The organism is Pseudoalteromonas sp. SCSIO 43088 (assembly GCF_023650795.1).
Classification (GTDB): domain Bacteria; phylum Pseudomonadota; class Gammaproteobacteria; order Enterobacterales; family Alteromonadaceae; genus Pseudoalteromonas; species Pseudoalteromonas shioyasakiensis.
On the sequence record NZ_CP072675.1, the window covers coordinates 3549591 to 3576475 of the forward strand.

Below are 26885 nucleotides of genomic sequence, written 5' to 3' on the forward strand. Positions count from 1 at the left end.
CGAAAAGCCATGCAAGAACACAAAAATCAGCCACTCAACGACTTTATTGAGTACCCTCATGACGAGATGCTAAAACGCGCCGAAGAGTTTTTAGCCGTGAGTCAGCGTCGCCACAGTATTCGCAGCTTTAGCGACCGCCCAGTGCCAAAAGAAATAATCGAAACCTGTATTAGAGCGGCTGGCACTGCACCGAGCGGTGCCAATCATCAACCTTGGCACTTTGTAGCAATACACAGCAGCGATGTGAAAAAACAAATTCGAGAAGCCGCTGAAAAACTAGAGCGCTCATTTTATGAAGGTCGCGCAGGTGAAGAATGGTTAGATGCCTTAAAACCACTTGGCACAGATGCCAGTAAGCCCTACCTTGAGCATGCGCCTTGGCTAATTGCCGTGTTTAGTCAAAAGAAAGGCGGTATTTCTGCCGATGACAAAAATACCAATTACTATGTTCATGAATCTGTTGGCCTAGCAACCGGCTTTTTAATTCAAGCACTACACAGAGCTGGCCTTGCAACCCTTACGCATACACCAAAGCCAATGAGCTTTTTAACCGAAATTTGCGGCCGCGATAAAGATAATGAGCGCCCTTACATGCTGCTAATTGCAGGCTACCCAGGAACAGATGCAACCATCCCTGAGCATGCCTTAGTGAAAAAGTCGCTAGACGAAATAGCGACCTTTATTTAGCTTTAAAATCAACAGCCAGCACATCACCCGGGTTTAAACCTGAAACGATGTGCTGCTGGCCATTGACCATTTCGCCAAGCCGCACATAGCGGCGCACTATCTGATTATTTTCAAGTAAATAGACCATACTCAATTGGCCATATTGGTGCACCCAGCTTGATTCAATCAACACCCCTTTTTCAGTGGCGAGCGGTAATTGTAATTGCGCATAAAGCCCAGGCATTAACCCAGTTTGCGCATCTGTTTCTAAACGGATTTCCATACTACGCGCAGCACTATCAGCAACAGGCACAATTTCTGTCACTGTGGCAGGCATTGACGTAGATAAAGCAGGTAGTTTAACCGTTAGAGTTTGACCAACATTCAACTTAATTGCTTGTTGTTCTCTGACATTAAATGCTAATTGCAATTGTTGTGGGTTATACAGTGCGAGTAATGGCGTGCCAGGAGTTGCGGTATCCCCAGGCTCTGCAAAACGTTCAACCACAACACCTGAAATCGGCGCTTTAATTTGCGTAAAACTCAGTGCAACTTGCGCTTGTGTTTGCTGCTGTTTAGCAATCGCTAGGTTCGCAGTTAAATTATCGAACCTTGCTTTTGCATCGTCGTATTCGCTAACAGATACCAAGCCTTGCTTGTATAAGTCGTTAATACGCTTTAGTTGTTTCTCAGCTTGAGTCAGCGAGGCATTAATTGCATTTATTTGTGCTTCGCTTTGAGCAAGTCCTGCTTTAAAGTCATCTTGCTGCAAGGTAATTAGCACGTCACCTTGTTTTACAGTATCGCCAGCGCGTACATTTAAACGCTCAACTTGTGCCATTACACGAGAAGAGATTTGCGTATTTTGTTTTGCAATCACGGTGCCCGGTACAACTTCATCACGGGCAATATCTGCCAGTGTCACAGTCACTAACTGACCAGTGTAATCATTTGCCGATGGGTTTTTCATGCCTGCAGCTTGCTTATCAGAAAAACTGCCCGCCATGTAAAGTACCGCCACAATAATCACAGATAACGCGATGATTGAACCAATAAGTTTCGATTTACCCTGCATGAGCTTGTTCCTCTTTGGCTGCATCCTTTGCAAACACTAAATAATAAACCAGCGGCACAACAAATAATGAGAACATTGTTGATGCCACAATACCAAAAATAATTGCGATCGCTAGACCGCTAAATACCGGGTCTAGGGTGATCACCAAGTTACCTAATAAGGTGGTTCCCGCTGTGAGTAACACAGGGCGCATACGCACCGTACCTGCGGCGATTAAAGCCTGTTTAATTGCCATACCTAGGCCGCGAGCTTGATTTATAAACTCAACTAAAATAAGTGAGTTACGAACCACAATACCGGCAAGTGCAATCATGCCTATCATGGCTGTTGCGGTGAATAGCACCGGCTCTGGAGCACCAGCAATGCTGCGCTCTCCAAATTGATTTAATAGCCAAAAGCCCGGCATGATCCCTATTACGGTTAATGGAATAGCCGACATGATGATCAGTGACAAACTCGCAGAGTTTGTTTGAATGCGTAAGATGATGAAAATTGCAGTGAGCGCAAACGCAAAGGCAATCCCCATATCTCTGAATACATCAATGGTAATTCGCCATTCGCCTTCACCACTAAAGGTCACGTCAGTGCCAGCAGGTAATTGCCAAGCTTGGCTACCACCATTGTTGAAAAAGTGCCTACTTTGCCAATCTGTTTGGCTAAATTCGTCAGCGCTGATGCCTAAGTCGGCATTAACGTCAGCAATAATTTCAGCGGGTGTACGCCCATTTAGCTCAGCCATAACATATACAACATTACGCTGATCTTTACGCATAATTGGCTTGGCAACCTCTTGATGCTGAAATTCACCTAACTCAGATAGCGCCACCAGCGGCCGCGGTGCACTTTGTAGCCCAAATTCATCACTGGTTTTTGCAAGCTCCCTATCACCACGCACTTGTAATGCCAGCAATTGAGCAAATTGGTTACGATCTTGATAAGGCAGTTGTAACTTTATATCGACAGGGTCTGTTTCGCCGCTAACATATAACACCCCAACATTTTGTCCATGTGAGGCAATGGCTAAGGTCTGGGCAATATCTTGCGTAGACACCGCCGACAATGACGCTTTACTTTTATCGGTAACAAAACGCTGTAACGGCGCATTGGCAGCAATACTGGTATCAACTTCAACCACATGCGGCTCTTGTTTTAACCTTGCTGCAACGGCAAGTGCTGCTTGATAGTGAGTGCCTGTATCAACAAATGGCTCACTGTACACTTCGGCCACTAAGGTACTTAAAACCGGCGGACCAGGTGGTACTTCAACCACTTTAATTACAATGCCATCGGTTGCCAGTGGCGCTAATGCGGCACGCAAGCGCATGACCACGCCATGAGATTGATGATCACGCTCAGTTTTATCAAGCAGTAATACTCTGAGCTCAGCTAAATTAGCAGCTTCACGTCGATAATAACTACGCACCATACCATTAAAGTCCATGCTTGATGGCTGACCAACGTAGGCTGCCGCCTCGCTTACTTCATTTAATTGCCAAGTGATGGTTTGTACTTGTCGAGTAAAAGCGGCGGTTTGCTCAAGGCTTGTGCCTTCTGGCATATCAATTAAAACTTGCAACTCGTTTTTATTATCAAACGGTAATAGCTTTAGAGGTACTGCACGCATTACGGGTAGCATGGCACTGGCGACAAACAAGGCTAATGTGGTCCATAGAACGAGTTTGGCGCGGCCTTTAGACTCAAGTAATGGTGACAATATGCGCTCGTATAAGCTATGGGGATTAGCTTCTAGTTGCATGCTGTCATCGACTGGCGCTTTAAGTAATTTCATGGCTAACCATGGCGTGACAAAAAATGCCACTATGGTTGAAACCATCACACTGACCGGTACATTGAATGCCATCGGTGCCATATACGGCCCCATCATGCCGGTGATAAATGCAAGTGGGATAAATGCCACCATAATGGTCAATGTAGACATAAACAGCGCCACACGAATTTCGCTCATGGCATCAACTATGCGTTGTTTTTTATCGCCTTTTTTTGTTAAAAAGCGACTTATGTTGTCTATCCCAGTAATGGGATCATCAACCAATAAACCTAAAGAAAGTATTAATGCAAACAGCGTGACTCGGTTAATCGTATAGCCAAAGGCAAAATCAAGTGTCAGGGTGATGCCGTAGCAAATAGGTACCGCTAGCCCCACAACAATCGCTGGTCGCCAACCTAAAAATACGCCAACAAAAATAACCACGGTAAATACCGCAAACACTAAGCTCGATGTAAGGTTATTTACTTTTTCATTCGCGGTTTGGCCATAGTCACGCAGTACGGTGTAGCCCAGTTCATCTGGTAGTAGATTAGCCGATAAGCTATCCATCATGCTGTGCACTTCATTGGCTACAGCTACCGCATTGGTACCTGCTTGTTTAGCGACACTAATTGTGACTAAAGGAAGTTGTTGCTGATTATCTGATTGAGCCAACCATTGATAACTTTGTGCTTCGCTTGGCCCATCACTCACCTGGGCCACATCACTTAGGTAAACACTCTTACCATTAACCACATTGACAACAAGCCGTTCAATCGCAGATTGAGAGCGTAAAACATCACCCACTTGTAAGGCGATTTGCTGCTTACCCTCAACAACGCTGCCCACATTCACTAATTGGTTAGATACGCTAAGCGCATAATACACATCAGTTAGGGTTGTTTGATGTGCAGCAAGGGCACTTGCATCAAGGTTAATCGTTAATTGACGAGTTCTACCTGCAATCACTTTCACTTCGCTGGTATTTTCGATGCGCTGTAAACTGCTAGCGATTTCGTTGGCAAAGCGAGTTAGTTGATAATCATCGTAAAGTTTTGGATCTTTACTAAATAAGCCCAGCATTACTATTGGCACGTCGTTCACTTCAACCGGACGTATTTGCCATGAGCTGATCACTGACGCCATAGTGTGTTGATAGCTATAGAGTTTAGCGTAAGTGTCGAGAATGGCTTGCTCACGGTCGTGACCAACTTCAAAGCGAAGAGTAACAACAGCAGCATTACTTTGTGTAGTCGAGTAAATATGCTCAACGCCCGTTAACTGTGCCAATAACTTTTCCAATGGTTCAGTTACCAGCCTAGCTACTTCTGGCGCTTCGACGTTTGGCGCTGCCACATATATATCAAGCATAGGAACCACAATTTGCGGCTCTTCTTCACGAGGGGTTTGCTTTAATGCCATTAAACCAAGCAGTACCGACATAATAAAAATAATGACAGGGAGGCGACCGCTCAAGCTGTTTTTTACTGCATTATCGATAGCATTCATTGCTTAACTACCTTTTGCAAAATAAACCATGAAGGGTTTCAAGGATTGCCATAACACTTTTATCGACCACGCGATAATAGATAGTTTGGCTTTCACGTCGAGTCGCAACTATCTGAACTTTTCTCAGCGCCGCTAAGTGTTGCGATAATGCTGACTGCGCCAATGGCACAGCTTCGTTTAATTCGCTCACGCTCATTTCACCATCTTGCAGCGAACATAAGATCATCAAGCGATTTTTATTCGCCAATATCTTTAGCATTTGCTCTGCTTGTTCCACATTGTCGGCCATAGCCGCAAAATCGATGTTCATAATCACACTACTCTATATTCTTAAAATACCGCTAAAGTATAGATTGATATATTAGAAAAGTCTAATATTAGAATTTACTAATGTAGCATTATCTAATATATTAAATACATCACTCTGTTATCGAGGTCTTATTATGAAACTAAATGACGCGCTTCGCTTAATTGCTGGTGTAATGATCTGTATTTCATTGTTGCTACAACAGTTTCACAGTCCACTGTGGATTTGGTTTACGGTATTTATTGCTCTAAACTTAATTCAATCGGCATTCACTAAGTGGTGCCCAATGATCACCATTTTACGCAAACTTGGCATGGAGGATTAGTATGCTGACACCAATTCCTGACTTAATGAAAATTATTGCCCCAAACCAGCGCCGCATTAGCGCTGACCAAGCAAAACAAGAGTTAAGCGAAAACCATGGTTTATTAATAGACGTACGCGAACCTGCTGAGCACGCAACTAAAGCAGCGACAGGTGCAATTAATATCCCACGCGGTGTACTTGAAATGAAATTAATGGAAATCGAAAAAGATCCTGCAAGACCCATTTACTTACACTGTGCAAGTAGTGCCCGCGCCACACTAAGTGCCGAAGCACTGACTCGTGTTGGCTACGAAAATGTCACTGTAATCACCTGTAATGCCGAACAAATCTGTCAGGTTTTTTAACTTCATAGAACAGTAACACTGGTCGGATAAGCTCGTACTTTTCTACTTATAGGTACAGAGCAATGACTTTTACGCGCAGACGCTTTTTAAAGGCATCGGCGGCTGGTTTTGGAGCCGCCGTTTTATCTTTTGGTTTAACGGGCTGTAGTCTTAATGACGATGATGACGAAACCACAAAGCAAATCCCTGTCAGCTTTGATCACGGTGTTGCCAGTGGCGACCCGCTCGCTGATAGTCTAATTATTTGGACTCGCATAACACCTCTTGAAAACGTCACGAGTGTTAACGTAGTTTGGCAAGCCTCAACAGATGCTAACTTTACAACCATTAGCCATGATGGCGAAACACAGGTAAGCGATGCAACTGACTTCACCTTAAAAGTTGATCTGCAAGGTCTCGATGCCAACACCACCTATTACTACCGCTTCATAAGTAATGGTAAAACCTCACCTACTGGAGCAGGTAAAACGCTTCCAACCGACAACATAGAACAAGTAAAATTTGCCGTTGTCTCTTGCGCGAACTATCCTGCAGGCTACTTCCATGTGTATGGTGAAATCGCAAAACAAACCGATTTAGATGCAGTACTGCACTTAGGTGACTACATCTATGAATATGGTAATACAGGTTATGCCACTGAAGATGCCGCCGAACTTGGCCGTTTATTACCTGATGACAATAGCGATGAAATCATTTCTTTAGCGGATTATCGCAAACGTTACGCCCATTATCGTAAAGACGATAACTTGCAAGCTGCCCATAGTCATTGTGCATTTATTACTGTTTGGGACGACCATGAAATAACTAATGATACATGGCACAGTGGCGCTGAAAATCACAACGACGGCGAAGGTGAATTTAGCGAGCGCAAAATGCATGCGTTACAAGCCTACTTTGAATGGATGCCTATCCGCAATGTTGCCGATAAAGAACGTATTTATCGACGCTTTGAGTTTGGTAATTTAGTTTCATTACACATGCTCGATACCCGTGTTTTAGCTCGCGACGAGCAAGTTAATTATGCGGATTTCGACTTGACCAGCAGCCAAGGACAAACTGACTTTGTTGCAGCAATTAGCTCACCTACTCGTGCTCTATTAGGTAACGAGCAACTTACATGGCTGACTGATGGTTTAACGACAGCAACAACACAATGGCAAGTACTTGGGCAACAAGTGCTGATGACCAAAATGCATTTGCCATTCGAGATTTTACAGTTACTAATGAATATTCAAGTGACTCAAGCAAACGGTGCTGATCCATCTGCATTACTTGCTCAAGCAAATACCTTATTTAGTGAGCTTGCGCAAATTAAAGGGCGCGTATTAGCTGGCGATCCAACAGTTACTAGTGAGCAGCGAGCACGCGTAGAAACAACAGCGCCTTATAATCTTGATGCATGGGATGGCTATGCTTATGAACGAGAGGTAATACTTGGGACTGCAATTGCTGCACAAAAGAACTTGGTGGTTTTAGCGGGTGACACGCATAACAGCTGGGCAGGACAATTAGTCACTGATGCAAGTAACCCTGTTTCTGCTAACGCTGCAGCTGGTGTTGAGTTTGCAACATCTTCGGTTTCTTCTCCAGGTCTTGAGAACTACTTAGCGTTAAATACGCAATCGAGTGAGGCTGTCGCACAAATTGAGCAAGTTATTGCATTACTGGTTAACGACTTAGCCTACAACAACTTAGTTGAACGCGGTTACTTAACGGTCACCTTTACTCAACAGCAAGCGCTTGCCCAGTGGCATTATGTAAGTAGCGTTAAAACAGCCGATTACACACTGCTTAACGAGCGTCAAAAAGCGCTCAGCGTACAAGCTGATAGCTCTACTTTACAAATGGCTTAACGCTTTTCATCTAATAGCGTAACTAACATTTGCTCAATGTTTTTTACGCTATAAGTAAGTGAGCGCAGCAGTTCTAACTGAGTATCTTCGGGTTGATGCTCAGCTTTAGTATTGCTGCTTTGAGTCATTTGATCTTTTTGTTTTAAGATTGCTTCACGAAACTTCTCAGCATCAACCACTCCGAGCAATGATACCAATGCACCTTGTCCTGATTGACCTGCCGTTTCAAAACTCAGTCGATAAAGGCCAAATTGACGCATTAAAGGACCTTGGCTAAGTGCCACATCGGTTATTTTTTCAAGTGGGACCGATTTTTCTTCTTTAAAGAATACACCGCGTTTTACCACTAACTTACGCGTTAGCAACGTGGCTGACATCGCCGCTAAAATACGCCCTGCCACCAGCCAGATTATTAACGCAACAATGGGAATAAAAGGGATACCTACCATACTAATCACACAGGTAAAAATACCCAGTAATAACCAATACTGTTTTACTTTTTGATCAAAGCTGGCACTCAATAAACTGGTTTCTGTCATCATAGGCTCCTTGATAAGTAGTTATGACAATATACAAACTTTTCATTAAATACAAAAAAAGCCGAGCAAAAGCCCGGCTTAAGGGTACTGCAGGGAAAGCTACTCCACTGCTTCAACCGTCACTGTTAGTTTACTCAGATCAGGTCCTTGCACTGTAAAACGATAATCGCCAGCAGCTGCAATACTCAGGGCGATATTGGCACCAACGGCTTCTAGTAAAGCGGCTTCGCCAAGCACTGCAACAGGGGCATCACCACTGCCGCCATAATCTACGGTACTCCAATCTTCAGAAGCGACTTTGAACTCATAGTCACCTGCTTCTAATGTCATGGTGGTACTGTACATCGCATCACCAGCATAAATCAGTGGGTTATCTGTGCCCCAGCCATTAACGCTACCGCGTAAGTAAACCTGAGTTGCGCCAAACATTTCTGCATTGAATACAGTCATAAGTGGCTCTTCAAGGTTACTGGCATCAAACACAAACTGATATTGACCATCGCTTGCAATATCCATTGTCATGTTTGCGCCTTTTACCGCAAGTAGTTTTTCAGTACCCACTGTAACCGCTGCACTACTTTCACCTGAGCCATAATCCACCGTGTTCCAATCTTCAGAGGCCACTTTGAACTCATAGCTACCCGCAGTTAACTGTTTAGTGAAGGTATAAACACCTTTACCTTGATACATTAACTCGTCACTGGTACCCCAATCGTTTAAGCTACCGCGTACATAAATTGGCGTACCAACAAATGGCTCTTCATTATAAACCTTAAGTACTGGGTTATCGGTGTCTGTGGCATCGAATGAGAACACATAAACAGCATCCATTGCCGCCGTAAAGGTCATATTGGCGCCACTGCGTGTTAGCGGCTCATCTTCACCTTCGAGCACTTCAGCAACATCGGCAGAAAGCGCACCAAAATCAACGGTAGACCAATCTTCAGAAGCCACTTTAAATTCATAGCTACCTGCTGTTAGAGGAATGGCAATTTTGTACTCGCCATTACCTACATATTCAAAGCTATTTGTCGTACCCCAGTCATTTAACGAGCCACGAACATAAACTGTTGTGCTACCAAATGGCACAATATCTGGCGCACCCACAGTCGCATCGGCACTTAAGCCTTCACCTTGTGCATCACCTTGTGGTTTCACAAACACAGCAACAGTATATGGCGGAACATTAAAGGTACCTTCGCCTTCACCAGCCATAAAGCTTGCTGCGGACATACTTGAGTCAACACTCGCTTTTAAAACAGGGTGAAGCTCAAAACCCGCAGCCGTTGATACCGTATGCGATAAGCTTTGCTCAGTGCCGTTCATCACCACGACAATGGCATCGTATTGGCTATCTAGATCAGTCAAACCAACACCATCATCGATACTCATCACGACTAAGCCTTGCTGTTGACGCTTACCAATATTGTGGAAGCCAACGCGGTCTAAGATGTCTTGCTCTGTGGTTAAACTAAATAATGGGCTGGCACTACGAATTGCTAAGAACTCAGTAAATACATTACTTGCGTATTCAATGTCGCTAGCCATCGCTTGCGCATTCGTATTTGCCGAAATAGGTGCAATTTCGCCCCACTTCGCTTGGTTATCTTGCGCAGGCGGTAAACCTACATTCCAGTTGTTGGTTTCTTTACTGAAATCAACAAAGTTAAACCAATCACCAGAATCATAGCTGTTACGATCCATTGATTTAGAACGCAGCAGATCAGCACCCATTTGCATAAATGGAATACCTTGGCTCATCAGCGGCATAGCTAAAGCCATATTGTGAACACGCACACGCTCTTCAATACTTAAGTTAGTGCCATGTTTATATTGCAGCTGATCCCACAATGTTTCGTTATCATGCTTAGAGACATAGTTAATGCTGTCAGCCGGATCGAGTGCATAAGCCGCAGGCTGACCACTCCAACTAAAGCTACTGCCTTTTGCTGAATTACCTTTAAAGTCTTTAAGAATGTAGTTTTGTAAGTTACCTGCCAGTGATAAACGCAACGTATCTTGCTCAGATAAATTGCCATCTGTGGCATTATTGCTAAAGAATGCACCACCGCGAATTGCCTCACGTATACGGTCATTAAAGGTGCCTACTTCAGTGCCAGCCATATCCATTTGTTTAGCTTGCACAAATAAACGGTTATCTGCGACTTCACCAAAGTTCCACCCTTCACCGTAGAAGTAAGTATCTGGGTCAACCGCTTGCACTGCACTAAGCGCGGTCATAATTGACGCTTTTGGCATATGCCCCATCACATCAAAGCGGAAGCTATCGTAACCAAAGTCACGGGCTAGAATTACCATAGAATCAGCAACAAACTTATCCATCATGACATGTTCTGTTGCTGTATTTTCACAACAGGTTGAGCGCTCAATATCGCCTGATGTTTCGTTATATCTGTGGTAATAACCTGGTACCAGTTTATCGAAGACTGATTTATCCCAAACACCTGATGAGGTCGTGTGGTTGTAAACAACATCAAGCACGACACGTAAACCAATTTCTTGTAAAGACTGGATCATCGCACGCGTTTCTTTGACTCGTGCAATACCTTCAGGCGATGAAGCGTAAGAGCCTTCAGGCGCAATAAAATGATGCGGATCATAACCCCAGTTAAAGCTATCAACACCACGCATTGCATTAGCAAGTGCTTGAGCATCATCAGAGCCAGGTAGGTAAGACGCCATTAAATCAACAATTAAAGCGCTCTTATCTTCGGTTTTACATGCATCGGCATCATCGTCAATGCGGCTACATAAATCACCTAAGGTTGCAGTAATATCAACACGCTGACTGGCATCTTCATCAATGGTGCCAATATCTGTCAGTGGTAGTAAATGGAAATGTGTTAAGCCATTATCTGCCAGCTTTTTGAGATGTTGCATTGGTGCGCTATCAAGCTCAGTAAACGCAAGATACTTACCACGGTTTGCTTCACTGACGGTTTCATCACGTACACTAAAATCACGCACATGACCTTCGTAAATGACCGCTTGCTCAGGGTAATCAACCGTTGGCACCATACGCTCATCCCAGCCGGTTGGTTTAGTATCTTCATCATCAAGGTTGATCAGTTGGCTATATAGACCATTGGTTGAAACGTTTAATGAATAAGGATCTGTGCTCCATAAGCTTTCAATTTGCTTAGTCGTAGGATGATAAACATCAAACATAAAGCGGTAGTAATGGCGATCGTGACTGATATCGACATTGCTAGACCAAATACCCGTTGTGCTATCAAAGGTCATAGCAAGTTGTTCAAGCTCTGTTTTATCAGCATCATACAGCGCTAATTTCATATTGCTTGCCGTTGGAGCCCATACCGACACATCAATGCCATTATTGGCGTAATGCACACCTAGTTGTGCTTCATTAGCATCACTTTCGCCACTGGTGTATAAGTCATCGAGGGCTTTAGCTGTTTGCACATAAGTGGCTTCTGTTAGCTTGCCATCAGCATCATAGCCTGCCACAACCAGTTGTTGTTTAATAAGCTCTTTTGCAGCGGCTGCATCCCAGTTACCTTGGTATGCATTCCATCCAGCAAGGTGCGGTACTTTAGCGATTTGTTCATCGCTCAAAGATGTCGATGTAAGCTCAACCACTTGACCATTTAACTCACCAGTATCTTCATCGACAGCTAAATCTGCACTGTTTGATGAGTGTAATTTAATGATGCTTGTCAGCTCATTACTTGGCTGGTAAATCACAGTTGATAAATCTATCCAATGCGCTGAAGCACCAGAAATACTCACCGGGCGCTCACCTAAGCTAACAATTGGATATTCAAATACTGATGGTTCACCATGAATGGTAAAGTTCATACGTTGGAACTTTTCATCGTCCTGCATCAATGGCATTTTTAAATCAACATCACCAAACGCTTTGCCAGACCCTTCGGTACCAATATGCACAATGAAGTTAGCACACTCGTTGTAACCTTCTTTTAATTTTACAATCCAGTACGCGCCATAGTTAGGATCAATACCATCGTATTCATGCCCATTGGCCCAATCAGTGGCATCAAACGGCGCTGCGTACGCATCGCAGTCATCATTATTCCATGAGTGTAATCGATAGCCTTCGTAGGCATCATCACTGGTGCGGTTATAGAATAAGATGGCTTCGTCATCTGCAGGGAAAACCACAGGATCAGGCAAAGTGGGATCAGCGCCTACTACGCAGCTTTCATTATTCTCATCGGGTACCGTTGGTGCCGGACAACTAATCGGTGGCGGATCAACACACTCAGTCCCCGCTTCATTAGGGATTTGCGGGACACTACAGGTCAATAAAACTTGCCCAGAATCTATATCGTTACTAGCGCCACCACCACATGCAGTTAGCATTACAATGCTACATGCAATCAGTAAGCGGCTAAAATTAGCTATTATTTTCATATTATTATCTCCAGCTTACTGATCAATGGTTATAGGTAAAACCTAGATAAAACTGACGACCAAAAAATTGCGTGGTGCCTGTTTTACTGGTTGTTCCAAAGTAGCTTTGTGTTGGTTCATCGGTTAAGTTATTCACTTGTAATAACATGCCGAATGAATCTGTGAACTGATACGACGTTTGGAAATCGACAACCGTTTCCGCATCAAAATTCACCACTTGCTCATTGACAGCAACTTGCTCTGAAACGAAATCATCGCGATAACGCACATTCAAACGTGTTTCAAAGTTTTCATAGCTGTAAAAAAGTGTGCCGTTAAAGACATTGTTTGAAAGGCCAGGCAAGTCTTGCGACACAGAATCACCACCTAAATCGGTAATAGATTGCACCTCACTCTCGGTATACGAGTAACTGGCGTTAATGCCTAAACCTTCAAACGGCGAGGGTAAGAAAGAGAAAACTTGCGTATAGGCAAGTTCAATACCACGAATATAACCGCCTTTAGCATTATTAACCGCAGTGGTGTACACCCCATTTGTAGTTTCGATTTGCTCACCACTGACAGGGTCAACAATGTATTCTGGTACGTTAAAACCATTACCCTTAAAGTCAAAGTTCTCTATGGCTACCGTATCTATGAATGAGTCGATATTCTTATAAAACGCAGCAACAACCAGTGCACCATCGGTGTCTTCAAAGTATTGCTCGTACGAGATATCGTATTGATCAGCATAGAAAGGTTTTAAGAATGGGTTATTAGTACTTGAACCGTTAATTTCGCCGTCATTGTTAACCGATGCACTGGCATCACCCGCTAAACGGTTAATCGGAGCGCGCGCCATCACTTTTGCCGCAGCAAAACGAATTTGTGTTGCATCACTCACTTTAAAGTTGAGGTTTAATGAAGGCAGGTAGTCAGTGTATTTAATGCCTAACACGCTTGGTGCATATAGGTCGTTAACAATGCCATTGTCATCGACAATATACTGCGCTCCGAGCTGCGGATCGCCACCGACGTTTTCGAGTACCGTCGCTGACTGATCGGTATCTACTCGGCGAATACCAATATTACCTGTAACGGGTAGAGTGCCAATTTCAGTATCAATGTTAAGCATAAGATAGGCTGACACTACTTCTTCATACACTGAGCCACTTTGTAACATGGTCCATGAGTAGTTAGTGGTATAGCCTTGCGCATCTGGCTCACCATCACCATCACCATCTAAATCCACAACACCATCGGCGTTACCCCAGGTCTGTACTGGCTGCGGAATACCACTTGGGAACCACGCGTTGAGTGCTTTATCTAAATCGATCGCTAGGTATGATGGGAAATAACTAAACTCGCCTTGCCAATCGACTACTGTAGTCATGTCATCGGTAAGACGAAGCGGTGGTTGAGTCGAAGAAAATGCACCATCGTTACCGTATTCAAATACAGAGCGATTATTGCTGTACTCACGGTCTGAATAACGCGCGCCAAATTCAATGGAGCTAAACCAGTTATTCTCTAACTCATACTTAAAATCGAGTCGAAATGCTTTTACTTCATCTTCATTTTCATACGGGTAAATACCGTATTTACTGACCATAACTCGGTCAATATCGCTAAATGCGTCGGCTTGGTTAAAACCTACATCAGGCAAGTTTAAGCCGTTCAATTGATAGTTAAGCGATACATTGGTATCGAACACAGGGTTCTCAACAGTGGCATCTTCTGCTACCAATGCCCAAAGTAAACCATTACGAAAATTACTCTTAGCACGTGAAAGCGACACGTCAGCATTGACGTTTAAACGCTCAGTAACTTGCCAATCGGCATTAATGCCATAGCTGTCTACTTCATCAAAGTCTTGGTTATCATCATTAACGATTTCAACACGGGTAAAGCTATTTGATGTGCGGTTAATTGCACCACCAATCACCGCATTACCGTCAAGCACTGGGTTAGCATACACCGCAGACGGACCACCAAACTTAACCCGAAAACCACGGGCAAATGATTCGCTATCAAAACGCGATAAAAACGCATCACCTTTTAGTTTAAAGTTATCGGTTGGCACCCATTCAATTGAGGTTAAATAACCATTACGGGTTTCTTCACCACCTAAGTGCTGAAGCTCAAACCCTTCACTGATGTATTCATTAGCAGGATTATCAGCAGGGCCATCGGTATCATTTGCTAGCCCATCAACGTCTTTATTACCGTTATATGCTAAACCGATAAACTGAGTCGCCACACTTGGTTGGAATAAGCGCGCGTAACCTAGTGCGACACCTAGCGTATCGTCAAGAAACTTACCTTGGTAAGAAAAGCTTATACGGTCGCCATACTCCGTGGCATCAAATACCTCTGAAGCACGGTCGTTATACATACCACGCACATTCGCAGTAAATTTGTGTTGCTGGTCGTTATCCAATGGGCTGGCGGTTTGTAGCTCGACTGTACCCGCGACGCCCCCTTCAATAAGTGATGCTTTTGGCGACTTGTAGACCGCCGCGGAACTGATTAACTCAGACGGGTATTGGTCAAACTCAATACTGCGACTACCACTAGTAGATACTTGCTCTCGACCATTTAATGTCGAAAAAACAAATCCACCAGATAAACCGCGAATGTTGATTTCGGCAGCTTGGCCACCGGTACGTACCGCCGAGATCCCCGGTAGACGTGTTAATGCATCTGCCATAGACACATCAGGTAATGCCCCTAAGTCATCAGCTGATAGTTGCTCAGAGACAGTGTCGCTAAAGCGTTTTTGATTTAATGATTGAATTAAGCTGCGACTAAAGCCGCGCACTTCGATTACTTCTAGCTCAGGATCAATTTCCTTTGCTGATGTGCGTTCTTCTTCCGTCGCCGCTATTGCACTATTTGCTGCCACTAAAGCCAGCATAAGCGCACTTAGCTTGAATTTCCCCATTGGATTTCCACCCTGTTGTCGTTGGAGGTGTTGTATTTGTGGTTATTGTTGTTGTCAAAAAACAACCAATAAAGTGTAACCAAAAGGTAAATATTGTGTGATGAATACGTATGCAATAGGAGGTTGCTGGGGAGAGCAGCGATCACAACCCTTTTTTATTAGTGATGTAATCGCAATATAGAGGGATTTATAGAGTAATAACGACACGAACAGCTAAGGCAATAAAGATCACCCCTAGCAATTTTTCGAGCCATGGATTTGTCTTGGTGAAACCAAAACGCTTTTTTGATATTTCGGTTAACAGTGCAACAAGTAGATACCAGCCTGTATCAAGCACAAATACCGTTAAACACATGATTAAACCAACTTGCAAAGTCAGGTTCTCAGGGTCAATAAATTGCGAAAACAACGCTAAAAAGAACACCGCAAGTTTTGGGTTTAAAAAGGCAATAGCAAAGCCATCTTGCAGCGCGCTGCGAGGGCTCGGCTTAGTCTGCTCAACATTCAGTGTTTGCGAGCTGGGTTTAGCTAACAGAATACGAATACCCAAATATGCGAGATAGGCTGCACCACCATAGACCAGCACTTGATAAAGCGTTGGTAACTGAGTCATCAGCGCACCTAAACCTAGTAACGAGGCACATGCATAAAAGCCAACCCCAATACCGTGGCTCAACGCCGCTAACATGCCGTTCTTCATACCGCCATGTAAACTGTGTTTTAAAACCACTGCTAAACTCGGCCCCGGCGACATTGCCCCCATCACGCAAATTAAAACTAAACTCAACCACTCAGTTAGTGTCATTATTCGTTATTCTCAATTAGTAATAAAACGGATGTTATCTGACCATAAACACCAGTGGCAGTGGTGATTGTTTTCACTTGCCAGCCAGCTTGACCTAATTCAAACACCCGTTGATTTAATGCATCAATATCGATGCCGCCGAAAAAGCGCTTCTTTTTAAACTCAACTACTTTTTGCATGTTAGTCCATCAGTTGGTATTCAAAGTCATAATGATGAATACCCGATTCAATTCGAATTGCCATTTTACCAGAAAGACCTTCAAGCTCTCCTGCGCCAGAGTCAGGCACCACTTCTAAAATCAATCGATCAGTCCCCTTATCCATAGTGCCAAAATGTTGTAGTACAAAACTGCCTTGCTTACCTTCTAAGCTACCAACAACCTGTTCAATCGCTACATAACCTGCACTGCCCTGAGTTGCAGTCATGGCACTGAGCATTTCGCCTTGGCTTGTTGCCTCTAATGGACCTGAAAACTGTTTATCAATCGACATGCGTCCTAAATTTACGCCATCTTTACCTGTGGCATAGCCACCAATTGGGTTTAATTTTACAGTGAATTGACCACTGATCGTTGTAGATTCCATACTAATCCCTTAATAACTGTTGAATTTTAGAGCATTGATAACCATATCTATACCCTATTCACCAACAAGAATCTAGCATGCCTAACAACAAAGAAAAGGCCGCATTTAGTAGCCTGTTACCGATTTTAGCTTTTATAAAACCCTATAAATGGGTGGTGTTTGCAGCCCTTGGCGCCTTGTTGCTTACGGCCGGTGTTAACTTATCACTCGGACAAGGTGTTAAATTTGTTATCGACCATGGCTTTATTGCAGGCTCGCAAGCTCAGCTTCAGCAAGCGGTGATGGTGCTGATTGGTTTGATTAGCTTATTCGCGGTAGGTACTTTTTGTCGCTTTTATTTAATGTCGTGGATTGGTGAGCGAGTCAGTAACGATATCCGTAAAGCCGTGTTTGATCGCATCGTTACACTACACACCAGCTACTTTGAAGAAAACCGCAGCGGCGAACTGATGTCGCGACTAACCACCGATACCACCTTGTTGCAATCTATCATTGGTTCCTCTTTTTCGATGGCATTACGCAGTAGCTTAATGCTGATTGGTGGCTTGGCTATGCTACTTATAACCAACCTAAAGCTAACCCTTGTGGTTGTTGCCTGCGTGCCAGTGGTATTACTGCCGATGATGATTTTTGGCCGAAAAGTAAGAAAACTGGCAAGCTCAAGCCAAGATGCCATTGCCGATATCAGCACCTATGCCGGTGAGATCATTCAAAATATCAAAGTCGTGCAAAGTTATAGTCACGAAGAGCGTGAAAAAGCAGCATTTAGCGAAGAAACCAACAAAGCGTTTCAAGTAGCGAAGAGCCGAATCAAACAGCGGTCGTTTTTGATTGCAGCGGTTATATTTCTGACCTTTAGTGCTATTAGCGTGATGCTTTGGGTTGGTGGCAGCGACGTATTAGCTGGCACCATGACAGGTGGTGAGCTAGGTGCTTTCGTGTTCTATGCGATTATGGTGGCGATGTCTGTAGCAACCGTTGCCGAAGTGTACGGTGAGTTGCAAAGAGCAGCAGGTGCAGCTGCACGATTATTAGAGCTACTTGCCGTTGAAAGCATGATCAAAAGTCCAGATACAAATCATGATGCACAACTTGAGGAAAACAAGCTTAATCACCCTGCTATTCAGTTTAATGATGTGTCTTTTCATTACCCTTCAAGGCCAGATAAAGCCGCTTTAAATGAGCTTAATTTACAAGTAAAACAGGGGCAAACTGTTGCCATCGTTGGCCCATCAGGGGCTGGTAAAACAACACTATTTGAATTACTTCAACGCTTTTACGACCCAAGTTCAGGAAGAATTTCGCTGGCAGGAATAGATATAAAAGCACTCTCTCTTGATTGCTTACGCCAGCAAATGGGGATGGTGGCACAAAACCCAATTTTATTTAGCTCAGACGTAATGCATAACATACGCTATGGCAACCCAAGCGCCAGCGACGAGCAAGTATATGCTGCGGCTAAATATGCCCATGCCGATGAGTTTATTAAGCAACTCCCTGATGGTTACCACAGCTTTTTAGGGGAGCAAGGTGTTAGGCTTTCAGGTGGGCAAAAACAACGCATAGTGCTAGCGCGTGCCATTTTAAAAGACCCTGCCATTTTGTTGCTTGATGAAGCAACCAGTGCACTCGACGCACAAAGTGAGTTTCATGTACAAGCTGCCCTTGAGCATCTAATGAAAGACAGAACAACACTGATTATTGCTCATCGTTTAGCCACAGTTAAACACGCCGATGTGATTGTTGTGATGGATAAAGGAGAAATTATTGCAACGGGTACGCATCAGCAATTGTTTGAGACTAACCCATTGTATAAACAATTGTGCGAATTACAGTTTAATCGAGATTAAGAAGGGAAATGTCAGGTTTGAAAGGGCATATCAAACCTGACCACAAATCTAGATATAAAATCTAACCTTGTGTATTCGGTACGATCTGAATTTCTACGCGGCGGTTTAAAGCTCGACCATTTGCTGAGTCATTGCTCGCTACAGGGCGTGTTTCACCATAACCTCGTGTGCTGATACGTGCAGACATAATCTGATGATTAACTAAGTAATCTTTTACGCTTTGCGCACGTTGTTGAGATAATGTCATATTGTAGCTATCTTTACCTGTGCTGTCGGTATGACCTTCAACGCTTAAGTAAGTTTTTTCGTATTTATTCATTACTTTAGCAATCGCATCTAAGGTGCTATGAAAGCCAGACGAAATATAAGATTGGTCAGTTGCAAAAGTAATATTTGATGGCATGACTAGACGAATATTGTCGCCTTCACGAACCACTTCAACACCTGAACCTGCTAGCTCATCGCGAAATGCTTCTTCTTGCTTATCCATATAATCGCCAACGGCTGCACCTGCTAATGCACCAATAGCCGCACCAATAAAGATACGTTTATCGTCATGGTCGCCAGTTGCTTTACCTAGTACTGCACCTGTTGCAGCACCAATCGCAGCGCCTTTACCTGTATTCGTTGTCTCACAACCTGTTAATAGAACGGCTAATACGCCCACTGTTAAAACTGATTTTGTAAAAGTCATGTGTCTCTCCATGGCAATTATTCAAATTGAATTGTTAACAATTATGAATGAACGTCTATGAACAAACTATGAAGAATGGGTTACTTATCGATTGCTACAGCAGTAACCGGAGGTAAGTTATAACTTTTGACCAATTCTGTTAAACGGCCATTGAGGACTAACGTATTGAGGCGGTCTTGAATTTTTTCGGCTAAACCCGAGCTTGCAAACTGTTTACTTAGGGCAATGTGACCATAAATAACATCTTTATAGCGATAAGGCATTTTTACAATTTCTTGCGAAGGTCGCTGCAAAAATACTGAGGCATGGTCAGCAGTGGTTTCAACAGCAATTACCAGTTCAACGCGGCCCTTTAATAACATATCAAAAGCATTATGTTCGCTTAACGCTTCAATTTTAGTGAGTGTTTTATCATTATCGAAACGAGGAAAGTGCGCAGCGCCTCGCATTACCGCAATACGCTTACCGACTAGGTCTTGATAATTGTTTATTTTAAGCTCGCTATCCGCTCTGGCATAAAACACAAAAGAAGATGACAGCATCATGTATGGTGGAGTAAGAAACTGCATTTTTTGCTCGCGCGCTTCTGTGCGAATAAGCCCGCCCATCACATCTAGCTCATTTTGCTCGAGCATTTTTAAACAACGAGAAAACGGGCAAGCGACATATTCAAGCTTGATTGGTAAGGTACGCTGCATTTCACGCATAATATCCACTATTGCGCCACTGACTCTACCATCTTCAGAGACCATGCCATAAGGAGGCGCATGATCAACAGCCACCACAACTTTCTCAAAAGAGGTTGCAAATGCAAAGCTGCTGCATAGTAATAACAATAAACTGATAATATAGCGTTTCATAGTGATACTCATAACTACGTTCACTCGTTCTCTATATTGTAGACGGCCTTGTGTCATAAAAACCACAAAAATGTCATACAATTTTGTCATAATAGAAACAATCACTCTGTAACGGTAAAAGTAATGTTATTTATCATCTTTAAACAATTCTTTTTATTAGGCTGTATGAGCTTTGGTGGTCCTGCGGCACACCTTGGTTATTTCAAGCGCCACTTTGTTGATAATTTAAAATGGCTCACTGCTGAGCGCTATGCGCAATTGATTAGCCTAAGCCAAGCATTACCAGGCCCTGGTTCAAGCCAAGTTAGCTTTGCCATGGGGGTTGAAAAAGGAGGAGTACTGGGAGGCCTGTGTGCATTTGTTGGCTTTACCCTGCCCTCATTTTTAATTATGTTCTTTTTGGCTCTTAGCGCTCACCAGTTTGGTGATATTTACTTTGCGGTCATTGCTGGGCTTAAACTCTTTGCTGTGGTGATTGTTGCCGATGCGACCTACAGCATGGCAATGAGCTTTTGCAAAAACCACTTACACAAGCTTATCGCGGTATTGAGCACGATTGCACTGATTGTTTTCTCACAGTTATCGAGTCAAATTTTAGTACTGATTGCGGCTGCAGCCATAGGTTGGTTTTATCCTCAGCTTAAACTGCCAGAGAACCAAGAACATAAACCTGTGAAAATTGCTTGGTTACCGCTTTGTTTATTTACCGTCTTGTTACTAATTAGCTTTTTGCCTTTAGGCGAAGGGTTTTCTTTGTTTGCCCCATTTTACCAAACTGGCGCTATGGTCTTTGGTGGCGGCCACGTTGTGTTACCTATTTTACAAGCTGGCGTGCCGAGCCTTGAAACCGAGCAGTTTTTATCTGCTTATGCCAGTGCTCAGGCCATACCTGGACCGATGTTCACTATCGCCACATACCTAGGCGCACAAGTGTCGCCGAATACACCACTTATAGGTGCCATTGTCGCGACCATCATGATTTTCTTACCGGGCTTTTTATTGATGTTAGCCTTTATGAAAAGCTGGCTACAGCTGGCTGATAAGCCTCGCTTTGCGGGCAGTATTGCAGCGCTAAATGCCGCTGTTGTGGGCTTTTTAGCTGCCGCCCTTTATTCACCTATTTGGCAATCGGCAGTGCAAAACCTGTGGCAAGTAGCTTTAGTCATTGTGGCATTTACGTGGCTAAGAATGGCAAAGCCACCTATTTGGTGGCTATTGTTAGGTTTTATTGCACTGAGCGTGCTAGTTAGTCAGTTTTAAGTTTTTTCGCGCACAGGGTTAGCGACCTTGATACTTGGTTTTAGCCCTGTTTGAGCTTCGCTTGTACTTAACTGCCCAGTAACACTTTGATATGGCCTGAGTCCAAAGATTGGCAACACAGCAAGCAGGTGATCCATGATCTCTGCTTGCAAGTGCTCATATGAAATCCAGCGCTTATCTTCACTAAAGCAGTAAAACTCAATAGGTAAGCCGTGATTCATCGGTTGTAGCTCACGCACCATTAAGGTCAAATCACGATTAATTTTTTCGTGTTGTTTTAAGTAACCTTCAGCATAACGACGGAACAAACCAAGGTTTGTCACCGGATCGGGCAAGCTTGAAACGCGAATATAGTCGTTAAGTGGAATAGCAGCATCAATTTGCTCTCGAAACGCATCATCAACCAAACGAATACTGTTCATATCAATGTTTAAAGAACGCTTGATACGACGACCACCCGACTCTTGCATGCCACGCCAGTTTTTAAATGACCCAGCAACCAGCATATAAGTCGGAATCGTTGTGATAGTGTTATCCCAGTTACGTACTTTTACCGTATTTAAGCCAAGGTCGATAACCTCGCCATCCGCGCCATAGCTATCCACTTGGATCCAATCACCATAAGTCACTAATCGGTTAGCTGCAATTTGAATACTGGCGACAAATCCCAAAATGGTATCTTTAAATACGAGTAAGGTCACCGCCGCTATCGCACCAAAGCCAGACAAAATATAAGTTGGCGACTTCTCTAGCAAAATACTCACAATGAGAATGGCGCAAACCATAAAAGTGATAAGTTTTACAACTTGGATCAACCCCTGAATCGGAATATCACGGGCAAAATCAAGTTGGTTATAAATGCCACCAGCAATGCTCACCACACTACTTAAAATGAAGCCACCATAAATGATCAATGCCACTTGGCCTACGGTTTTCAAAACCAACGCAGCAACATCATGAACTGGGTAAACATAATCAAAGGTTGCCAAATACAGTACACAGCACAATATACCCGCAAAACGACGATTCAGTTTATTGAGCATTGGAGTAAGCGCACCAATGCGCTCTGGAGACAGGCGTGTAACAACCTTTTGAATACCCGGCAGCAGCAGTCGACGGGTAAACATATAAATTAATAGTAATGAGCCAACGCCAATCGCTGTAGCCGTTAATGCACTTAACAGCGCCGCATCTGGCATTGATTCAAACCAAGGCATCACCAGCTCTTGCAGGTGAGTTTGCTTCATGGTGCTTCAACCTCTTTATTGATGTTGGCAAGGTACTCAGCTTGTTGGGCTTGATGATAAGTTAGTAGCTGAGCGTCTTTTTGCAACCATAACTCATTAATATGTTGTTGAAAAGCCGTTCTAAATGCGCGGTCATGCTGATAATCACCAATCATCTCTGCACTAATTGCTTGTACGTGCATTTCAACTTTGATCACATTAAGGCGGCCACGCATCAGGTTACGGCAAATATGATCGCCCTCGCCTTGGTAAATAATCGAGGTATTTAATAATGCATCAAACTGTTCGCCTAACACCTCAAGGGCAAATGCAATACCGCCCGCTTTAGGTTTTAAAAGATAAGTAAACGGACTATTTTGCTTTTTGTGTTTTTGGCACGTAAAGCGCGTGCCTTCAACAAAGTTAATTATCGTTGTTGGGTGATTACGAAAGTCGCGGCAACTGCGCTTAGTACGCTCTACATCGAGTCCTTTCAGCTTAGGATTTTTTGTCAGCTGCGCTTTGCTAACACGTTTCATAAAAGGCATGCCCATGGCCCACGCGCCGGTACCAATGAATGGCACATACTTCAGCTCATCTTTTAAAAAGAACTTTGGCGCGGGTAAAACATCAATCGCACTTAGAACAACAATGTCTAGCCAACTCATATGATTAGAGATAAGTAAGTACCAACCATCTGTACTGACTTTGCCTTTAATATCAATATCGATTGTCGGGCAACCTAACCACAAAGCTAAGCGGTTACCTTTACACCAACCGCGATAAGCCACATGAAGAATGTCGCTAACCACTTTAAATGGCAGTATTAATTTAAGCACACCAAACAGCAGCACAAGCGTGCCCCAAATGATTACATTAGCAAACAAGACAATGCTAACTAGAACGCCTGTTAACCAATTTGGTAAAAATTTCTTTAACATAAGTGTGCTCTCGACTGCGTTAGCAATACTACTGCGTTTTTGCTTCTAACTCGGCTAGCTGCTGGTTTTTTTCATTCCAAATGCGGTTTAATTCAGCTTGAAAGTTAACTCTAAACTCAGCATCACCGGTGTAATCACCGATTAAATTAGGGCTTACTTCCATCACTTCTACTCGCACTTCGACTTCTTTTACACGACCACTGGCAAAGTCTACAAAGCTAGGAATACCACCAGGGTAATGAATAGTGACATTGACCACTTTGGAAATTTGCTCACCCATTGCTTGCATAACAAACGCAACACCACCCGCTTTTGGCTTTAATAAGTGCTCAAAAGGACTATTTTGGCGCGAGTGCTTTTGCGGTGTAAAACGCGTACCTTCAACAAAGTTAACGATACTTACTGGCATTTCTTTGAATTTTTCACAGGCTTTGCGCGTGGTTTCTAAGTCTTTACCACGCAATTTAGGGTTTTTCTTTAACTGAGCTTTACTCGTGCGAGTCATAAATGGGAAATCCAATGCCCACCAAGCAAGGCCTAAAAAAGGAACGTAGATTAGCTCTTTTTTCAAGAAAAAGTTTAAAAACGGTATGCGGCGATTGAACACGCGTTGCATTACAACGATATCTACCCAGCTTTGATGATTTGCGATAACCAAGTACCAGTCTTTCGCTTTTAGTTGCTCAAGACCTGTCACGTTTAGCTTATATGAAGCAAAAATATTTTGGTTAATGCTGTTACAACTCACCCACATAGTGGCGCATTGCTTAGCAATCCAACTCATTACTTTTTGCAATGGCTTAATTGGGATCAGTTTAATTACGCCACAAATAAAGATGGGCACAAACCAAAAAAGTGTATTGAGGGTGTAAAATATAAAACTGAACACACAACGGATCATGGACATTACTACTTATTCCTTTAATGCTTAATCTTCAAAATACGTATAGCCAGCAAGGCCTGCATTTAGTTCTGACAAATATTGTGCCTTAGATTGCTCATCAATTGCCAGTGAGTTAACCCGTTTTGCAAAGTTTTCAGCAAGAATGTCGCTATCATAATCAACAAACTTTAATACGTCCTTAACGCTATCACCTTTAATTGCGTTAGTCAGCTGGTAACCCGCTTCAGTAAGCTCAACATGCACTGAATCTGTGTCGCCAAATAGGTTATGTAAATCACCTAAAATTTCTTGATACGCGCCCACTAAGAACATGGCAATGTGGTATTGCTGACCTTGCTTGTACTCAGGAATAGGTAAACTACTCTCAATACCTGTACCTTCAACATAGTTACGAATTTGTCCATCAGAGTCACAGGTAATGTCTTGAATAATAGCGCGTTGCGTTAATGGCTGATGAAGGTTTTCTACTGGCATCACAGGGAAAAGTTGCTGAATCCCCCAAACATCTGGCAGTGATTGAAATAATGAGAAATTAACGAATAGCTTATCGGCCAGCTTTTCGTTTAAATCATCTAACACTTCACGGTGGGCACGGGCATTTTCGCTGAGGGATGCACGAACGCGGTGTAAAATGGTGAAATACAGCTGCTCAAGCTTCGCCCATTCAAGCATAGTGAGTAGGCCATGCACATATTGGTCATGGGCTTCACTAAATAGATGCATTGCATCATGATAAATTTCTAGTGCCATACGTGGTGTTAAACGCTGTAAGCACTGCCACATTTCATCTAACACTAATACGCTGTCAGCCATAGGCGCCGTTGGATTCGCATGGTTAGGTGCACGCTCAACATCAATAACATCTGTAATTAATACTGCGTGGTGCGCAGTTAACGCACGGCCAGATTCAGTAATAATGGCTGGGTGCTTAAGATTATGTTGTTGGCATACTTCAGCAAATGCATTCACTACATTACGTGCATATTCATCAACACTGTAGTTCATTGAACACGAACTACGTGAACCAGACCCTTCATAGTCAACACCTAAACCGCCACCAACATCAACTGTATTAAGTGGCACGCCTAACTGCGTTAACTCTGCAAAATGGCGGGCACATTCACGCAGTGCTCGATGAATATCACGGATATTGGCAATTTGAGAGCCGATATGAAAATGCACAAGTTGCATTAAATGGAGTTTATTACGTGACTTAAGTAGCTCAACCGCAGAAAGTACTTGGCCTGCAGTTAAACCAAATTTGCCTTTTTCACCACCGGTGTTTTGCCATTTACCTTTGCCTACCGAGTTTAAGCGAATGCGAATACCGATTGATGGCTCAATACCTAAGTCATCAATTTCAGCCAATAAGGTGGTTAGTTCAGACAGTTTTTCTACAACAATATGAACCTTATGGCCCATGCCTTGACCGATACAGGCTAAACGTAAAAACTCACTGTCTTTGTAGCCATTACAAACAATAGTAATTGGCTCTTGTGCTACACCTAAAATCGCCATAAGCTCAGGCTTTGAGCCGGCTTCAAGGCCGACTAAACCACTTGGATGGGCAAGTAATTTACTAACCACAGAACGCTGCTGATTAACCTTGATTGGGTAAACACAGGTATAACTACCTTGGTATTCACGGGCATTACAGGCTTTGGTAAAAGCACTCGTTAGGGTATCAACACGATTTTGTAAAATGTCGGTAAAGCGTACTAGTACAGGTAAAGTAAGACCTTGCTTTTTGAATTGCTCGGTTAGTTCAGATAAAGACACCGCAGCTTTTGTTTGATCGCCATCAGGGTAAGCCACCAGCTCACCTTGTGCGTTAATGTCAAAGTAACCGTCACTCCAATGAGCAACATTGTATGTATCGCGTGCTTTGTCTAAACCCCAAGTCATGGCAATGTCTTCTGTAATTTCATTAAATATAAACGCACATTTTAATACGCTAGGGCTGACCACGCTAACAAAAATTGCGCTATATGCCAAAGTGATAAAAAATATTCGCTATACTGATTAAAATTTGA

21 protein-coding genes are annotated in these 26885 nt (G+C 43.3%); 6 read left to right on the forward strand and 15 right to left on the reverse strand.

All coding sequences use genetic code 11. From position 1 onward, the window contains the following. Positions 1-9: 9 nt before the first annotated feature. Positions 10-687 (forward strand): nitroreductase family protein, encoded by a 678-nt coding sequence (locus J8Z28_RS16385; protein ID WP_055198623.1) that lies wholly within the window; start codon positions 10-12, stop codon positions 685-687. Here J8Z28_RS16385 and J8Z28_RS16390 read toward each other — a convergent pair. From J8Z28_RS16390 to J8Z28_RS16400, 3 genes are read right to left on the reverse strand one after another with little or no spacing between them, the layout of a single operon-like run. Next, positions 680-1741: an efflux RND transporter periplasmic adaptor subunit gene (locus J8Z28_RS16390; RefSeq protein WP_062564817.1), complete on the reverse strand. Its 1062-nt coding sequence runs from the start codon at positions 1739-1741 to the stop codon at positions 680-682. The two genes, J8Z28_RS16385 and J8Z28_RS16390, sit on opposite strands and share 8 nt — an antisense overlap. After that, entirely contained in the window at positions 1731-5018 is a 3288-nt protein-coding gene (locus tag J8Z28_RS16395; RefSeq protein ID WP_250659680.1) for an efflux RND transporter permease subunit, read from the reverse strand. The genes J8Z28_RS16390 and J8Z28_RS16395 overlap by 11 nt, the downstream gene beginning before the upstream one ends. A gap of 7 nt (positions 5019-5025) precedes the next feature. After that, positions 5026-5328, reverse strand: coding sequence for an ArsR/SmtB family transcription factor (locus J8Z28_RS16400; RefSeq protein WP_062564815.1), 303 nt, complete (start codon positions 5326-5328; stop codon positions 5026-5028). A 133-nt stretch (positions 5329-5461) separates the two neighbouring features. Here J8Z28_RS16400 and J8Z28_RS16405 point away from each other — a divergent pair, with 133 nt between their 5' ends. The 3 genes from J8Z28_RS16405 to J8Z28_RS16415 all read left to right on the forward strand — a co-directional run bounded on the left by J8Z28_RS16405 (position 5462) and on the right by J8Z28_RS16415 (position 7849). Further along, complete coding sequence (locus tag J8Z28_RS16405) at positions 5462-5650, forward strand: YgaP family membrane protein (RefSeq protein WP_054562832.1); 189 nt, start codon at positions 5462-5464, stop codon at positions 5648-5650. 1 nt (position 5651) lies between these two features. Then, on the forward strand, positions 5652-5996 hold the full coding sequence (locus tag J8Z28_RS16410; RefSeq protein ID WP_054562833.1) for a rhodanese-like domain-containing protein: 345 nt from the start codon (positions 5652-5654) through the stop codon (positions 5994-5996). Between the two features lie 62 nt (positions 5997-6058). Further along, positions 6059-7849 carry an alkaline phosphatase D family protein gene (locus tag J8Z28_RS16415; RefSeq protein ID WP_062564814.1) on the forward strand — a complete coding sequence of 597 codons (1791 nt, stop codon included), beginning with the start codon at positions 6059-6061 and terminating at the stop codon, positions 7847-7849. Here J8Z28_RS16415 and J8Z28_RS16420 read toward each other — a convergent pair. The 6 genes from J8Z28_RS16420 to J8Z28_RS16445 form a co-directional block, all read right to left on the reverse strand. After that, positions 7846-8388, reverse strand: coding sequence for a PH domain-containing protein (locus J8Z28_RS16420; RefSeq protein WP_062564813.1), 543 nt, complete (start codon positions 8386-8388; stop codon positions 7846-7848). The genes J8Z28_RS16415 and J8Z28_RS16420 overlap by 4 nt on opposite strands. 99 nt (positions 8389-8487) lie before the next feature. Then, a complete protein-coding gene (locus J8Z28_RS16425) occupies positions 8488-12804 on the reverse strand; it encodes an alpha-1,6-glucosidase domain-containing protein (RefSeq protein WP_062564812.1) in 4317 nt (1438 codons plus the stop codon). Between the two features lie 22 nt (positions 12805-12826). Then, positions 12827-15727, reverse strand: coding sequence for a TonB-dependent receptor (locus tag J8Z28_RS16430; RefSeq protein ID WP_250659681.1), 2901 nt, complete (start codon positions 15725-15727; stop codon positions 12827-12829). Between the two features lie 187 nt (positions 15728-15914). After that, complete coding sequence (locus tag J8Z28_RS16435) at positions 15915-16532, reverse strand: LysE family translocator (protein ID WP_062564810.1); 618 nt, start codon at positions 16530-16532, stop codon at positions 15915-15917. After that, positions 16532-16711: a DUF4177 domain-containing protein gene (locus J8Z28_RS16440; protein WP_054554414.1), complete on the reverse strand. Its 180-nt coding sequence runs from the start codon at positions 16709-16711 to the stop codon at positions 16532-16534. Before J8Z28_RS16440 ends, J8Z28_RS16435 begins: the two co-directional genes overlap by 1 nt. Position 16712: 1 nt before the next feature. Next, positions 16713-17117, reverse strand: a complete 405-nt coding sequence (locus tag J8Z28_RS16445; protein ID WP_062564809.1) for a DUF3224 domain-containing protein — start codon at positions 17115-17117, stop codon at positions 16713-16715. Positions 17118-17194: 77 nt separating this feature from the next. Between J8Z28_RS16445 and J8Z28_RS16450 the strand changes: the two genes are divergently transcribed. Further along, complete coding sequence (locus J8Z28_RS16450; RefSeq protein WP_062564808.1) at positions 17195-18967, forward strand: ABC transporter transmembrane domain-containing protein; 1773 nt, start codon at positions 17195-17197, stop codon at positions 18965-18967. 61 nt (positions 18968-19028) lie between these two features. Here the strand turns inward: J8Z28_RS16450 and J8Z28_RS16455 are convergent, their stop codons facing one another. Both J8Z28_RS16455 and J8Z28_RS16460 read right to left on the reverse strand, forming a co-directional pair. Beyond that, a complete protein-coding gene (locus J8Z28_RS16455; RefSeq protein WP_054562840.1) occupies positions 19029-19661 on the reverse strand; it encodes a YiaD family glycine zipper/OmpA-like lipoprotein in 633 nt (210 codons plus the stop codon). Between the two features lie 80 nt (positions 19662-19741). Beyond that, positions 19742-20521, reverse strand: coding sequence for a substrate-binding periplasmic protein (locus J8Z28_RS16460; RefSeq protein ID WP_165385114.1), 780 nt, complete (start codon positions 20519-20521; stop codon positions 19742-19744). Positions 20522-20644: 123 nt separating this feature from the next. Between J8Z28_RS16460 and chrA the strand changes: the two genes are divergently transcribed. Beyond that, on the forward strand, positions 20645-21781 hold the full coding sequence (gene chrA / locus J8Z28_RS16465) for a chromate efflux transporter (protein WP_062564807.1): 1137 nt from the start codon (positions 20645-20647) through the stop codon (positions 21779-21781). On the opposite strand, the gene J8Z28_RS16470 is transcribed toward chrA, so the two are convergent. The 4 genes from J8Z28_RS16470 to speA are packed head-to-tail and all read right to left on the reverse strand — an operon-like array spanning position 21778 to position 26757. Continuing rightward, positions 21778-23028 carry a mechanosensitive ion channel family protein gene (locus tag J8Z28_RS16470; protein WP_062564806.1) on the reverse strand — a complete coding sequence of 417 codons (1251 nt, stop codon included), beginning with the start codon at positions 23026-23028 and terminating at the stop codon, positions 21778-21780. The genes chrA and J8Z28_RS16470 overlap by 4 nt on opposite strands. After that, the gene (yihG, locus tag J8Z28_RS16475) at positions 23025-23948 is read right to left on the reverse strand and encodes a 1-acylglycerol-3-phosphate O-acyltransferase, YihG family (RefSeq protein ID WP_062564805.1); all 924 of its coding nucleotides are present in this window, start codon (positions 23946-23948) and stop codon (positions 23025-23027) included. Before yihG (J8Z28_RS16475) ends, J8Z28_RS16470 begins: the two co-directional genes overlap by 4 nt. A 28-nt stretch (positions 23949-23976) precedes the next feature. Next, positions 23977-24855, reverse strand: coding sequence for a 1-acylglycerol-3-phosphate O-acyltransferase, YihG family (yihG, locus tag J8Z28_RS16480; protein ID WP_054562845.1), 879 nt, complete (start codon positions 24853-24855; stop codon positions 23977-23979). Between the two features lie 21 nt (positions 24856-24876). Further along, positions 24877-26757, reverse strand: a complete 1881-nt coding sequence (gene speA, locus J8Z28_RS16485) for a biosynthetic arginine decarboxylase (RefSeq protein ID WP_062564826.1) — start codon at positions 26755-26757, stop codon at positions 24877-24879. Between the last annotated feature and the right edge of the window lie 128 nt (positions 26758-26885).

Bases quoted from the DNA above. Each gene is read 5' to 3' on its own strand.
- J8Z28_RS16385 (WP_055198623.1), top strand. From the start codon at position 10: ATGCAAGAACACAAAAATCAGCCACTCAACGACTTTATTGAGTACCCT.
- J8Z28_RS16390 (WP_062564817.1), bottom strand. From the start codon at position 1,741: ATGCAGGGTAAATCGAAACTTATTGGTTCAATCATCGCGTTATCTGTG.
- J8Z28_RS16395 (WP_250659680.1), bottom strand. From the start codon at position 5,018: ATGAATGCTATCGATAATGCAGTAAAAAACAGCTTGAGCGGTCGCCTC.
- J8Z28_RS16400 (WP_062564815.1), bottom strand. From the start codon at position 5,328: ATGAACATCGATTTTGCGGCTATGGCCGACAATGTGGAACAAGCAGAG.
- J8Z28_RS16405 (WP_054562832.1), top strand. From the start codon at position 5,462: ATGAAACTAAATGACGCGCTTCGCTTAATTGCTGGTGTAATGATCTGT.
- J8Z28_RS16410 (WP_054562833.1), top strand. From the start codon at position 5,652: ATGCTGACACCAATTCCTGACTTAATGAAAATTATTGCCCCAAACCAG.
- J8Z28_RS16415 (WP_062564814.1), top strand. From the start codon at position 6,059: ATGACTTTTACGCGCAGACGCTTTTTAAAGGCATCGGCGGCTGGTTTT.
- J8Z28_RS16420 (WP_062564813.1), bottom strand. From the start codon at position 8,388: ATGACAGAAACCAGTTTATTGAGTGCCAGCTTTGATCAAAAAGTAAAA.
- J8Z28_RS16425 (WP_062564812.1), bottom strand. From the start codon at position 12,804: ATGAAAATAATAGCTAATTTTAGCCGCTTACTGATTGCATGTAGCATT.
- J8Z28_RS16430 (WP_250659681.1), bottom strand. From the start codon at position 15,727: ATGGGGAAATTCAAGCTAAGTGCGCTTATGCTGGCTTTAGTGGCAGCA.
- J8Z28_RS16435 (WP_062564810.1), bottom strand. From the start codon at position 16,532: ATGACACTAACTGAGTGGTTGAGTTTAGTTTTAATTTGCGTGATGGGG.
- J8Z28_RS16440 (WP_054554414.1), bottom strand. From the start codon at position 16,711: ATGCAAAAAGTAGTTGAGTTTAAAAAGAAGCGCTTTTTCGGCGGCATC.
- J8Z28_RS16445 (WP_062564809.1), bottom strand. From the start codon at position 17,117: ATGGAATCTACAACGATCAGTGGTCAATTCACTGTAAAATTAAACCCA.
- J8Z28_RS16450 (WP_062564808.1), top strand. From the start codon at position 17,195: ATGCCTAACAACAAAGAAAAGGCCGCATTTAGTAGCCTGTTACCGATT.
- J8Z28_RS16455 (WP_054562840.1), bottom strand. From the start codon at position 19,661: ATGACTTTTACAAAATCAGTTTTAACAGTGGGCGTATTAGCCGTTCTA.
- J8Z28_RS16460 (WP_165385114.1), bottom strand. From the start codon at position 20,521: ATGAAACGCTATATTATCAGTTTATTGTTATTACTATGCAGCAGCTTT.
- chrA (WP_062564807.1), top strand. From the start codon at position 20,645: ATGTTATTTATCATCTTTAAACAATTCTTTTTATTAGGCTGTATGAGC.
- J8Z28_RS16470 (WP_062564806.1), bottom strand. From the start codon at position 23,028: ATGAAGCAAACTCACCTGCAAGAGCTGGTGATGCCTTGGTTTGAATCA.
- yihG (WP_062564805.1), bottom strand. From the start codon at position 23,948: ATGTTAAAGAAATTTTTACCAAATTGGTTAACAGGCGTTCTAGTTAGC.
- yihG (WP_054562845.1), bottom strand. From the start codon at position 24,855: ATGTCCATGATCCGTTGTGTGTTCAGTTTTATATTTTACACCCTCAAT.
- speA (WP_062564826.1), bottom strand. From the start codon at position 26,757: ATGACTTGGGGTTTAGACAAAGCACGCGATACATACAATGTTGCTCAT.